Source organism: Bradyrhizobium sp. WYCCWR 12699 (assembly GCF_032144035.1).
In the GTDB taxonomy this organism is placed as follows: domain Bacteria; phylum Pseudomonadota; class Alphaproteobacteria; order Rhizobiales; family Xanthobacteraceae; genus Bradyrhizobium.
This window is the reverse complement of the sequence record NZ_JAVTJN010000030.1, coordinates 413,443-426,501: the sequence shown is the minus strand read 5'-3', so window position 1 is coordinate 426,501 and position 13,059 is coordinate 413,443. Positions and strand designations below refer to the sequence as shown.

Below are 13,059 nucleotides of genomic sequence, written 5' to 3'. Positions count from 1 at the left end.
ATCTACCGCTTCTTCTGCTCGGGCTTGCGCGGTGGGCGCGGGGCCGCGGCGGGCGTCGATATCCCGCTCATCTTGTTGGCGGCTTCGCTGACGTCGAGCAGCGAGCGGCGGATGTCCTCGAGATAGCCGGCCGACTTCTTCTTCATGGTGTTGGCAAGCTCGTGCAGTCCCTTGATCTTCTCGAACAGCTCGTCGGCCTTGCCGTCGACGAAGCCGGGCACCACGCCCTCGATCTTCGTGACCGCCTTGTCGAAGCCCGCGAAGGCGCTGTCGACCTTGGCCATGACGGAATCGATCTCGCTGCCCTTGCTGCGGAGATCGGCGGTGTAATCTTCGAACGTGCGCAGGCCTTCCTTGATGGCGGGAGCATTGCTGACGATCGTGCGGTCGACGCTATGGAGGGTCTCGACGATGGATTCTGCGTCGCTGAGATCGGCGGTCAGGACGGGGACGCCGTCCGAGTCCAGCGGCACCGGTGGCGCGGAGGGCGCGCCTCCGATCAGGGAGATCGCGGCGACGCCGGTGAGGCCCTGGAACTCGATGCCAGCCACGGTGTCCTTGCGGATCGGCGCGGTGTTGTCGAGCATCACGAGGGCCACGATCCTGCGCGGGCTATCCAGCTTGATCGACAGGATCTGGCCTGCCGGGACACCGTCGAAATTGACCGGCCCGCCGCGGCGCAGGCCGCTGGCGGATCCGCCCTCGAACACCACGCGCAGCTGGCTGCGGCTCTGGATGGTGCGCCATTTCTGCACGCCGAGCACGCCGCCGAACGCCACGGCGATCACCGCCAGCGTCGCCGTTCCGATCACCAGATTGCTCGCACGTGCCATACGGGAAGGTTTTACGGCCAAAGCAGGGAAGTTGGAAGGAGGCCGCGATGTTACGTAGGGCGGGTTAGCGAAGCGTAACCCGCCGTTCTCGCCTCTAGCCGTGCAAGCTGGCGGATTACGCTGGCGCTAATCCGCCCTACGGCGCCTCAATGTCCTGCCGCGCGCTTTGCCGCGGCGTTGTTGAGCACGATCAGGGCATCGACGGCGACGCCCGTCTTGGCGTTGATCAGGAACGGGTTGATGTCGATCGATGCGATCCGGTCGCCGGCATCCGCGATCAAATTGGACAAACCGACCAGCGCCTTCACCGCGGAGGGTTCGTGCAGGGCCGGCTTGCCGCGATAGCCGCGCATCTTGATACCTGCCTTGGTCCGGCCGATCAGGAGCCGGGCCTCGGCCTCGTCCAAGGGCGCGCCGGCGAGCGCAACGTCCTTCATCAGCTCGATGTCGATGCCGCCGGTGCCGAACAGCACGACAGGCCCCATCTCGGCATCCAGCGAGGCGCCGACCACGAGCTCGAGCTCGGCCTTGACCTGCTGCGCGATCAGGATGCCGTCGAGCCTGGGTTTGCCCTTCAGCTTCGCGACCCGTGCCGTGACGTCGGCGAACGCCTTCTTCACCTCGGTCGGGCTGTTCAGGTTCAACACCACGCCGCCGATGTCGGATTTGTGCAGGATCTCCGCGCTGACGACTTTTGCTACGACCGGAAAGCCGATCTGCTTGGCGATCTTCACCGCCTCCGCCGCCGTCTGAGCGATCGCCTCCTTCGAGATCGGGATGCCATAGGCCTTCAGGAGCTTCTTCGAGGCGACCTCGTCGAGCGCGGCGCCGCTCGCCGATTTGAGCGCCTTCTCCAGCACGGCGCGCGCGGCAGGCTTCGAGCTCGAGACGATATCGGGCACCTCCTTGCGCAGCTTGGCGTAGTCGAGCAGCGACTTGATCGCGGTCACCGCCCGGTCCATGCCCTGCATCACCGCGAGATGCGGCAGCGATTTGCGCAAGGTTTTGGTGAACTCGGTGAAGCCGATGGACATCGCGCTGATGTAGATCACCGGCTTGCCGCCCTCGCGCGCCATCTCGTCGACGATGCGCAAATTGCGTTCGCGCAGCTCATGCGGCGCCTTAGGCAGCTCGGCATCGACGATGACGATGTCGATATCGGGGTCGTCGATCATCAGCTTGATCGACTTCATGTAAACGGAGGGATCGACCACCGCGGCAAAGCCGGCATCGAGCGGATTGCCGACGATCGAGCCCGGTCCGAGCATTTTGGCCAGTTCGGAGCCGACATGCGGGCTGAGCGGCGCGAAGTTCAGGCCTTCCTTGTAGAAGGCATCGAGCAGCATTCCGCGCTTGCCGCCCGACAGCGTAACGGCGGCGAGGCGGTTGCCTTTGGGCACCGCCGCGTGAACGAAGCATTCGGTGGTCTCGATCAGCTCGTCGAGCCCGCCGACCCGGATCACCCCTTCGCGCGTCGCAACGGCGTCGAACGTCTCGATCGAGCCCGCGAGCGCGCCGGTGTGTGCCATCGCCGCAGCACGGCCGCCCTCCGAGGCGCCGAGCTTGAGCGCGATCACGGGCTTGCTTGCGGCGCGTGCCGCCTTGCAGGCATCGCGGAACGCCTTGGTGTTGCGAACGCCCTCGAGGTAGACGACGATCACCTTGATGCTCGGATCCTCGGCGAAATAGCGCATCAGGTCCGGCGTCTCGAGCCCGGCCTCGTTGCCGGTCGTTACCATATAGCCGACACCGACACCCCGATCTTCCAGCGCCTGACGGATCGCCATGACGATGGCGCCGGACTGCCCGGCGATGGCCACCGCACCCTGTTCCATGGTCACGACACGGTCGTCGATATTGGTGAAGAGCTTCTCGCCGGCGCTGAGATTGCCGAGGCAATTCGGGCCCGTGACCGCAAGTCCTGTCTCGCGCACGGCCGCCTGCAATTCGGCGGCGAGCTTCTGGCTTTCCTCGTCCTGCAACTCGCTGAAGCCGGAGGTGACGATGGTGGCCGACCGCGCGCCGGCCGCTGCGGCGTCGCGGATCACCTGCACGGCAAAGCGCGCCGGCACCAGCACCAGAACGTGATCGGGCTTTTCAGGGAGGCTCGCAAAGTCCTTGAAGCAGGGGACCCCCCAGATGGTTTCGCGCTTGGCGTTGACCGGATAGAGGCCGCCCTCGTAGCCGTACTTGACCAGGTTATTCCAGATGCGTTCGGCGTAATTGCCAGGCTTGTCGGTTGCGCCCACCAGCACGATGTTGAGCGGGTGCAGCATGGCGTGGATGCCCTTGACGATGTCTCCGGCGTCGGGCGATGGAGACCATGGGCGTTGTGACACCGATGCAGCCGGCACTTGAGCTTCCATGCGCGTTCCTCGCCTCTTGTTCTTGTTGCAATGCGCTGTCGTGCGCCGGTCTCCAGCCTGATCGCGACGGGCTCCATGCCGCGAGGCGGAATGGCAAGCCTTGACGACAAGACTTGTCGATGAGGCTAGCATCACGAGACTTTTGGCGAAAGTGCGAACGACCAGGCAAGATGCTACGCAATCGTAGCGCTCATTCTCTCATTGGTGATCATGCCGCTGCTGTCCATCGTGATACCGACGCTCGATCGTCCCGACACGCTTCGCCACGCGCTCGCGACCATGGCGTGCCAGCCTGCGCAAGCAGATTGCGAGTTCATCGTGCAGAACAATGGCGGCAACCCCGCTATCGCGAAGATGGTTGCAGACCTCCAGGACGAGCGCTTCAAATATTTTGCCAGCGACACCGTGCTGACCATGACTGACAATTGGGAGGCGGCGCTCGGCCGTGCCTCGGGCGAGTACATCACCTTCCTCGGTGATGACGACGGGCTGATGCCCTATGCATGTGCCACGGCATCGGACATGCTCTCCAGCCGACATATCGATCTCCTGAGCTGGAGCGCCTACAGCTACTACTGGCCGGGCTATTACCACCCGGCGTTCCGCAACCGGTTGCTGGCCGAGATCGACCTGACCTCGTCGGTAAAGCGCGTCTCGTCGCGCGCCGAGCTGGCGCGCGTCTTCGGCTTCCAGGCGCACTATGCGCATCTGCCGATGATCTACAATTCCTTCGTCCGCCGCAGCGTCATCGATCGGATGCGTGCACTCGGAGGCCGCTACTTCATCGGCCTTTCGCCGGATGTGGCGTCCGGCATCGCCAACGCTGCGCTGACGGACAGTTTCGTCCGGCTGTCGCGGCCGCTGAGCATGGCCGGATTTTCGCAGCACAGCACCGGCCACGCGCTGTTCTTCGAGACCACCGACCTGCTCGAAACGCCGCGAGGGGCGCGCGATTTCGGACCCGTTGACGGCGATCCGGAGCTCCCCGATCTCAACGCGCTCCAGCTCTTCATCGCCAGGGACATGCTCGTCCTCAAACGTCTGCTGCTGGCGGATGACGACGACGTGCGGCTCGACTTCAAGGCGCTGGCACAGGCGCTCGCGACCGACATCAATAGCCGCCCGCCCTTGTATGACAGGACCGTGCGGACCATCGGCGAACTCGCCCGCACGCACGGATTCGACGTCGCTGACATCGTCATCCCCGCCCGCCTTGCGGATCGGCCGCCACCACCCGGCCAGCGTGTCCGCGTCACCGGACAGAACCATGTGGTTTACGAACTGGACGGTTCCGTGCTCGGGCTCAATTCAATCGCGGATGCCGTGCGCGTGATCGCGCAATTCGTTCCGGATCAGGAGCCGTTCGATCCGGCTGCGCTGGAGGCCCCGGTGTCCGCGCCCGTCCTCGGCGCCGAGCAGCTCGAATTCGCGCGTGGTGGTGCCGGCGTCGCTGCGTTGATCGAGGGATGGAGCGAGCCGGAGCAATGGGGCACCTGGTCCGTCGCCAGGAATTGCGTGCTCCGGTTCGCCGTCCACCCCATTCCGTCACGACCGGTCGCGCTCGTGCTGGCGTGCCGGGCGTTCGTCTCCGACGGAAATCCACAACTGCACGCGGTTTGCCGCGTCGGCAACGGCGTGCAGCAGCAATTGACGTTTTCGAAAGAGGCCTTCGCGGGCCAGCGCAGGTTGATGCTCGATCCCGCCGCGATTGCCGCCGACGGGACGCTGACCATCAGCCTGTCGCTCTCCGATCCCCGCTCGCCCGCCGATCTCGGATTGAGCTCCGACGCGCGACCGCTCGGCATCGGCCTCGAGCGGATCTGGCTCGACGATGATGTCGGTGCGTCAGGAGGGCGCTGATCGCCGCGGGCTCAGTACCTCAGCAGGCTCAGCTTGTGGGCGTAGTGGAAGGCGAGCTGCCGCGTGAGATAGGGTGCGATGGCGCGGCGGATCTGCATCTGTGTCGGATCGAAGCCGAGAACGCGCCGCCGCAAGATGCCCATCTCCCGGACGCCGATCGCATAGGTTGATGCCGTCTTCTGGGCGTCATGGATTCGGAAGCAGGCGAGAAATCGCGGCAGCCGCACGAACTTGAATCCCGCGGCCTGTGCCCGCAGGATGAAGTCCCAATCCATCGCATAGTGGAAGCTCTCATCGAGCGGCCCGATCCTGTCCCACACGCGCCTGCGCCAGAACATCGTCTCCTGCGGGATGTAGTCGGCATATTGCAGCGCGCGTCCGTCATGGGGCGGCAGCACGGCGCGGCCGACCTCGAGCCCCTCGCGATCGACGAAGACGCGATGGCCGTAGACGACGTCGACATGCGGGTGCGACGTGAAATAATTGGCGACATAGGCGAGCGTCCCGGGCAGCAGCATGTCGTCGCTGTTGAGATAAGCCATGATCTCGCTGTCGACGCCGGCGAAGCCGAGATTGATGGCGTTCGACTGTCCGTTGTCAGGTTCGCTCTTCCAGCTGATGCTCGCGCCGCAACGCTTCAGGAGATCCGTCGTGCTGTCGATCGAGGCGCCGTCCTGAACGTGATAATACAGGTTCGGGTAGTTCTGACCGACGATGCTCTCGATCGTGGCGCCGAGATATTGCGCCTGGTTGTAGCTCGGCGTGACCATCGCGATCCGCGGTGCATTCTCGGGAATCGATGGCGCTGGCGGAAAAGACGTCAGATTGAGCAGGCGCGGCGGATATTGCTCGAAGGTCCAGATCGGCGGCCGCCGCCACAGGCTCCGGAGCGAGGACCGTCTCTGCCCGGCGGCGATGAGATCCTGATTCCTTTCCAGGAGCGCGACGCGATTTTCGAGCTGCTCCAATCGCTGTTCGAGGCGCTGCCTGAACTCGTCGTCCATTATCGCTCTTTCAGAAATCGCAACGTACAAAATCAATGGGCCAATCTTACAGCGCTCCGGGCGGTGGCGCCAGAAGTCCGGGCCTGTCCGGCGTGATTTGGGAGGTTCGATCGACCCTGGACGGACCCGATTGCGAACGGCTATTCACCCGTTTCGATCAAGGTGGCATGCAGGACATAGCGCTCCGGGCCGGATGTGACGGCGTCGAACGGCCAGCAGGTTGCAAGCGCGAGCTCTCTACTCTGCGTTGAAGGATCGATGCCCGGCGCGTCGGAACGGACAACATCCGCATGATCCGCCCGGTAGCGGTACTGCTTGCCATCGCGGCGGGTGATCTCAATGACGTCTCCGATGGCAACGTTCCGCAAGAAGCGGAAATGTGTGTCACGATGTGCGGCGTATACGGCAACTCCGCGTTCTCCGGCGTCAGCCGTTTGGGGGATATGGCCTGGTCCGAAAGCAAGTGCCTGGCCGCTGACACCTTCCAGCACGATTGCGCTGGCGCCGATCCGCTTCACCTCGATCCGGGCCACCGGCCAGGTGTCGGCCCATGACCACGGCTTTATCATTTCGCCGGTCGCAAGGCTTCTGTCGAAGGCGCGCTCCAGCAGCACTTGCGCGAGCCAAGCCTTGGCATGGATGTAGGCGCCGTCACCGAACAGGATGAGGCCGATCAGGGCGAGAACCAGAGGAGATAGCAGGCGGGGCATTGTGTTTCCCTTCCGTCATTGCGAGCGACGCGAAGCAATCCGGGCTGTCTCCTGAGCGGCAGCCTGGATTGCTTCGTCGCTTCGCTCCTCGCAATGACGTTGAGAAAAAGGCGCGCGCGGCCGTTGGGTACGGGACGGGCGACCGCGCGCGCTAACAGAGGAGTCGGGGTGCTCCTCTCTCAAGCGGCGTTGGTGAGCAAGAGCCGACGCCGGTTGAACACGAACAGCAACAAGGCGATCACGATCAGGACGAAGCCTCCGATCATCTTCAGCTCGGCCGAGGTTGCCGTCTTGGGCAGACGGATCGCATCGGGCGCTGCAGGCGTCGCGCGCCGTGTGGCGGGTGGTGTGCTCGCATCGGCGTGGCGTTCACGCAGCTGCGGCGGGATCTGCGTCCGTTCGCCAAACAGCTTCTCGAAATCCCAGCCGGCCGGCAGGTTGATCGGCAATTCGCTGAGCTTGAGCGACGCGCCTTCGGGGCGGCTCGGCGTCTTGTCGACGGCGACAAGGCTGGTCAGGCGCGTGACGATCTGATGGTCGAGCGCCAGCGTCAGGATCGCCTTGTCGGCCGCCTCAGGCGCGAGCTCCCGCATGGCGCGTGCCACTTCGGCGTCGCCTATCTTGCGCTTGGCCCAGAGTTTCGACAGGCCCTTGCCTTCGGCGGCATTCTGCAGCGGCAGCGTCACCGACCACGGACGGTCGCCGACGCGTCCCCTGATCTCGAGCGAGCCTGCGAGCTTGTCGAGCTTAGCCGCCAGCACCAGCGGCTCGTCGCGATAGACGTCGGGGATGATCGCCGGGGTAACGTCGGCCGTGGCCTCGGAGAATTTTGCGGTGAGGCCGGTCACGGCCGGGTTTTCGAGCTTGGCGAACAAGCCGCGCATGCGCTCCTCGACCTGCTCGACGGAACCGATATGGGTGAAGGCCCCACGGCCGAGCTCGGCGGCGCGGGTCATCAGATAGGTGTTTGGCGCCGACCCGATGCCGACCATGAAGACACGCGAGCGGCCGCGCATCGCCGTGATCGTTTCGAACAATTGCTGCTCGTTGCCGATTGCGCCGTCGGTCAGGAATACGACCTGCCGGACCAAGCCGGTGTCGCCGAGCTTGTCGGCCAGCGCGGCGCGCATCGCCGGCACCATCTCGGTGCCGCCGCGCGCCTGCAAAGCGCTCACGAACGAGGTCGCCTCGCCGACATGCGCAGCATCCGCCGGCACGGACGCGGGAAACAGCATGTCCATGGTGTCGTCGAAGCGAATGACGTTGAAGCGATCGGCCGGCTGAAGACGGGAGAGCGCGTAAGTGAGGCTTGCCTTGGCTTGGACGATCGACGTGCCGCCCATCGACCCCGAATTGTCGATCACGAACACGACCTCACGCGGCAGCGGCTTTTGCGTCGTCTGCTCGGCGCGGGGCGGGGTGACGAAGGCAAGCAAATAATCGGCATCGCCGACATGTTCGCGGAACAAGCCGACCGACGGCGCCTTCTCGGCGGCAGGCTTCCAGGTCAGCTCGAAGTCGCGGTCGGCTGGGACGACGCCGTCGGCGAGCGTGACGACGCGCGTCGTGCTGTCCGGGCTCTCGATCGTGACCTTATGGTGGTGGCTCGTGACCTCGCCAAGCGCAAAGCCGGCTTTCAGGCGCACCGTGATGCTGGTCGGATTGACCGGCGCAGACTTGGCGGGGTCCAGCACAGGCGGTGAGATGCGGTCACGGTCTGCGACCGGGTCCGACGTCGCCGCGCCCCAACCCGACCCGTCCTTGCGGAAGTCGACGCTCTGGACGATCGGCGCCGGATTGTAGCGGGGGCCGACCACCAGCGGCAGGCGGAGCGAATATTCGTTGCCGGTTTGCTGGACAGGCTCCTGATACTCGATCTGCACCAGCACGGTTTCGCCGGGGCCGATATTGGCAACCGAATTGGTGAAGATGTTCGGCCGTTCCTGCTCGGTGAGGGCGGCCCTCTGACCGGCGCGGCGCGCCTCTTCGTAGATCACGCGTGCCTGCTGCCGCTCCTTGATGTCTCCCACGATGATGCGATCGCCGACCACCATCTTCAGCGTATCGACGGCGCCGCCGGTCGCGAGCGGGTAGACATAGGTTGCCTCGACCCAATCCTGGGTCGGGTTACGGAAAACCTGAGTGATCCGGGCGCGCAAGGTCGGGCCGGAAACGGTGATATCGACGTCGATGCCGAGGCGGATCGCCTCGGTGTAAGCGCCGTCGTCCTTCAGGAGCAGGCTTCCGGACCTGGCCTCGCCGGGCTGGAGCAGGCTGGCCTGCTCGGTCGTTGCCGACCAGCTCGTCCCGAAGCTGACGAGCAGCGCTACGAACGCCATCAGCATCACCGCGATGCCCTGCGCGAGAAGAAACAATCCGAGCTTGATCAGCCCCTTCAACAGGGGGTGCTCTTCGTTGTCGGCTGCGTCGTAGGTGTCCATTGACCTGCTCCCAAAAGGACGTTTGCTGGCTCCGAGCATTCGCCGGGAGGGGCCGATGTCGCGAGCAGAATGATCGGCAATGTTCCGCCACGCCCGGCCGGGCGCACCGTGCCCGAGGGGGCCATGTGCGGTTTTGTGCTGGTTTGTCCGGCCTGCTAGAATGGCTGTGCTGGAAGCGGGGCCCACGATGCAGATGCAGGACAAACTGACCGACAGGCAGCTTTCGGACGAGCAGAGCCGCGAGATCGCCGAGACCATTCGCGAGGAGCTCGCCAGGCGCCGGATCTCCCGGCAGACGCTGGCCGAGCAGGCCAAGCTCAGCCTGTCGACGCTGGAGAAGGTGCTCGGCGGGCGGCGGCCGTTCACGCTGGCGACGACGGTCCGGCTGGAGCAGGCGCTGGGCGTCTCCTTGCGCAAAAATCCCGTCGTGCTGGCGCCTCAGCCCGCCAGCGATGTCGCTCCCGACAGTCTCGGCTCCTACGCGCATCGCGCCGTGACCTGGCTCGAGGACGTCTACATCACGTTGCGGCCGTCCTTCGGCGACAAGGATGCGATTTTCGCCTACCGCACCGAGATCGTCTGGGAGCCGAAGGTCTCGTCACTGGTCTTCCGCGAGGGCGATCGGACCGATGCCGCTTACGAGCATACCGGTGAGGTCGCCGTTCCCCATCAGTCCGGCTTTATCTACCTCGTCATCATCAAGCACGGCCAGCATCGCGTGATCACGGTGTCGCGGCCGACGGTCGCCGGCGAGATGTACGGCATCATCTCGACGCTGCGTGCAGGCCCGGGTTCGCAGCTCACACCGATCGCGGCGCCGATCGCCTACGTGCCCCTCAGGAACATCCCCCAGCCGTCCCTGGGGCGGGTTGCGCCCGATGATGCCAACCATGCCTTGTATCGAAAGCATCTGCGCCGCACGGTTGATGAATCCTTTGCGCTGTTTTTGACGCTATAGTCCGCGAGAAATAGTCCTGCTGCGGCTTCGCATGTGTCTATAAGGATCTGCCATGCAGGACGCGCCCGCGCGAAACGACGGCGGAACTCCGCTGTTCTCCATCATCATCCCGCTCGAATATCACCGCGGGCAATGGGAGCAGTCCTGGCTCGGCTGGACCTCGCAGACCGCGGACAAATCGCTCTACGAAATCATCCTGGTCGTGCCGCCGGATTTCAAGACGCGAGAGGAGTTGGAGGCGCTGGCCGCCGACAAGGCTCGTATCGAGTTCACCGAGTCCGAACACGACATCGGGCTGTGCGCATTCGGCGCCACCAAAGCCCGCGGCCGCTATCTGTTCTTCACCGAATCGCACTGCTGGCCAGAGTCCAACGTGATCGAGCTATGCATCCGCGCCATCGAGGCGCATCCCGACTGGGCCGGCTTTTCCTGCCATTCGGTCCCGATCTGCCACAACCGGTTGTCGGTGGCAGAGGCTGCGATGTACCAGGCCGACATCGAGTTCGGCATGAAGCAGCATCCCTGGCGCAAGGTGCTCGATCAGTGCTTCGTGACGCGGCGTGACGTCTATTGGGAATGCGGCGGCCTGCGCGAGGAGCTCGGCCACTTCGCCGAATGGGTGCTGGCTGCGGCGTATCACGCGCGAGGCTATGCCATTGGTTATCTGGAAGAGGCGCGCTTCCATCATTATTACATCGGGGAGATCGGCGAGCTGAAGACGTTCACGCTCGATTTCGTGCAGGGCGAGATCCGCTATCTCGGCGAGGCGCGCCGCGATCCCGGCAGCGAGCTGCTCGACGTGCCGGTCGAGTGGAGCGAGCGGGACAAACGCGATGCTTCGCTCGCCCGCCACGCATTGAATGCGCTCTTGCGTTACAGCCTTGCGGGCCGAGGCTGGAAGCGGCCCGATGAGAAGCTGCGCGCCTTCCGTCGCTGGGTGGCGCCGGCGCTGCTCGGCGATCTTCCCGCGCGCGTCTCCGCGCGGCTGGCGGCATCAGGAGCGCGCGCCGTGCTGTCCCTCTTGACGATCGTCGGGGCGAGCAACGCGATCGAGCGATGGCTGAGGCGGTACATCGCCTCGCTGATCCGGCTTCAGAGGCTCGACTGCATTCATCGCCTCAGACAGGTTCCCATTCCCACTGCCGGTCCGCTTGGCGAACATGTCATTGCACAAACGGGTTTCCACGAGGTGGAGGTGTCGGCTGGTCACACCTTCCGTTGGAGCGAGCCGCAGGCTGCCGTTCGCATCAACGGACGTCCCGGCCGCAACACGGTCTGCATTCGAAGTCCCGCTCTCCGTGCCGCGCTGGAGAGGATCGGCGCGTATTTCTATCTCGATGGCGCGCGCGTCGACCCGGCCGCGATCGTGATCGGTCGTGACAGCTACACGCTGGAGCTCGATCTGCCGTCATCCGGCACGGCGATCCTTGCGTGGATATGCCCGCCATTCAGTGGCAGTGGCGATGCGCGTCATCTCGGTCTGGCCGTGATGTCGATCGACTTGGAACGGAAGCGCGAGCCGGGCGATGCAAATCCCTTTCCTGCGGCCGTCGCGACGGGATGAAGGATTTGTCGGTCCGCTGGCAAGAAGAATGGCGGCCTCGCAGCCGCCATTCGGTATCTTGCGGCGCGGCAGGGGCGCCTCAGCCGCCGGTTTCGGCGCTGATGATGTCGCCAAACAACTCCCACTGGCCCTTCTTGAAGCGCCACATCTTGAGCTGCTCGATCGGTGCGAAATCATTGGCCGAGGTGTTGATCTTGATCCCCGGGATCAGCGTGTCGGGCGTGAAGTCTTTCAGGCTCGCAGCCTGCTTCATCACGTTCTCACGCGTGAGATTGTCGCCTGCCTGCTTCAGCACCTGAACCATGGTCTGGGCCGCCGCATAGCCGTAGACGAGGTTCGCATCCGAGATGTTCGCGCCCGGCATGTACTTGTCGATGAAGGCCATGAACTTCTTCATGCCCGCGTCGTCCTTCCACTGCGGATCCGACGCGTCCTTCAGGTAGCCGGCGGACAGCACGCCCTCGGAGGCCTCGAGGCCGGCGGGCTTCATCACCGCACCAATCGAGACCGAGACGTCGGTCATCAGATGCATCGGCTTCCACTCGAGCTCGGCGATCTTCTTGATCGCCTGAGCCGCGAATTTCGGGGTGGCGATGTTGACGAAGACATCGGCGCCGGTGCCCTTGAGCTTGACGATATGGGCGTCGATCGACGGCTCCGACGTCTCGTAGCTCTCTTCGGCCACGATCAGCTTCGATGCCTTGTCACCGAACACGTCCTTGATGCCGGCGAGATAGTCCTTGCCGAAATCGTCGTTGGCATAGAAGATCGCGACCTTCGCGTCCGGCTTCTCCTTCAGGATGTACTTGGCGAAGATCTGGGCTTCGACCCGATAGCTGGGCTGGAAGCCCATGGTCCACGGAAAGTTCTTCGGGTCGTTCCACTTGCTGGCGCCGGTGGCGAGGAAGAGCTGCGGTACCTTCTTGGCATTGTGATATTTCTGCACGGCGGTCTGCGTCGGCGTGCCCAGCGCGTTGAACACCAGGAACACTTCGTCGCTCTCGATCAGCTTGCGGACCTGCTCCACGGTCTTGGGCGGCGAATAGCCGTCATCGTAGGAGATCCAGTTGATCTTGCGGCCGTTGATGCCGCCCTGATCGTTGATCATCTTGAAATAGGCTTCCTCGGTCTTGCCGATGACGCCGTAGGCGGAAGCGGGGCCGGAATAGGCCTCGACATTCCCGATCTTGATCTCGGTGTCGCTGGCGCCGGTATCGTATTTCTTCTGCGCCTGGACGCTCTGGGCCGAGAGCAATGTCAGGGCTGCCGCCGCCGCGAGCAAAGAGAGTTTCTTGTTCTTCATGGAAATTCCTTGGGTTTCTT

The 13,059-nt window shown here is 64.2% G+C and carries 9 protein-coding genes; 3 read left to right on the top strand and 6 right to left on the bottom strand.

What is annotated here, in order from left to right; translation table 11 throughout:
- Positions 1-2 precede the first annotated feature (2 nt).
- Together RPS27_RS12815 and RPS27_RS12810 are read right to left on the bottom strand one after the other, a co-directional pair.
- Complete coding sequence (locus RPS27_RS12815) at positions 3-833, bottom strand: MlaD family protein (protein WP_211415452.1); 831 nt, start codon at positions 831-833, stop codon at positions 3-5.
- Positions 834-979: 146 nt separating this feature from the next.
- Positions 980-3,199, bottom strand: coding sequence for an acetate--CoA ligase family protein (locus RPS27_RS12810; protein ID WP_212064999.1), 2,220 nt, complete (start codon positions 3,197-3,199; stop codon positions 980-982).
- A 210-nt stretch (positions 3,200-3,409) separates the two neighbouring features.
- Here RPS27_RS12810 and RPS27_RS12805 point away from each other — a divergent pair, with 210 nt between their 5' ends.
- Positions 3,410-5,059 carry a glycosyltransferase gene (locus RPS27_RS12805; RefSeq protein WP_313754061.1) on the top strand — a complete coding sequence of 550 codons (1,650 nt, stop codon included), beginning with the start codon at positions 3,410-3,412 and terminating at the stop codon, positions 5,057-5,059.
- A gap of 11 nt (positions 5,060-5,070) precedes the next feature.
- On the opposite strand, the gene RPS27_RS12800 is transcribed toward RPS27_RS12805, so the two are convergent.
- The 3 genes from RPS27_RS12800 to RPS27_RS12790 all read right to left on the bottom strand — a co-directional run bounded on the left by RPS27_RS12800 (position 5,071) and on the right by RPS27_RS12790 (position 9,214).
- Positions 5,071-6,063, bottom strand: a complete 993-nt coding sequence (locus RPS27_RS12800) for a glycosyltransferase (protein WP_212065001.1) — start codon at positions 6,061-6,063, stop codon at positions 5,071-5,073.
- Between the two features lie 140 nt (positions 6,064-6,203).
- Complete coding sequence (locus RPS27_RS12795; protein ID WP_211415455.1) at positions 6,204-6,773, bottom strand: class GN sortase; 570 nt, start codon at positions 6,771-6,773, stop codon at positions 6,204-6,206.
- Positions 6,774-6,952: 179 nt separating this feature from the next.
- On the bottom strand, positions 6,953-9,214 hold the full coding sequence (locus RPS27_RS12790) for a marine proteobacterial sortase target protein (protein WP_212065003.1): 2,262 nt from the start codon (positions 9,212-9,214) through the stop codon (positions 6,953-6,955).
- Positions 9,215-9,401: 187 nt separating this feature from the next.
- Between RPS27_RS12790 and RPS27_RS12785 the strand changes: the two genes are divergently transcribed.
- Positions 9,402-10,172 carry a multiprotein-bridging factor 1 family protein gene (locus RPS27_RS12785; RefSeq protein WP_194404983.1) on the top strand — a complete coding sequence of 257 codons (771 nt, stop codon included), beginning with the start codon at positions 9,402-9,404 and terminating at the stop codon, positions 10,170-10,172.
- 52 nt (positions 10,173-10,224) lie between these two features.
- Entirely contained in the window at positions 10,225-11,736 is a 1,512-nt protein-coding gene (locus RPS27_RS12780; protein WP_212065004.1) for a glycosyltransferase family 2 protein, read from the top strand.
- Positions 11,737-11,815: 79 nt separating this feature from the next.
- Here the strand turns inward: RPS27_RS12780 and RPS27_RS12775 are convergent, their stop codons facing one another.
- Complete coding sequence (locus RPS27_RS12775) at positions 11,816-13,039, bottom strand: ABC transporter substrate-binding protein (protein WP_211415458.1); 1,224 nt, start codon at positions 13,037-13,039, stop codon at positions 11,816-11,818.
- Positions 13,040-13,059 lie beyond the last annotated feature (20 nt).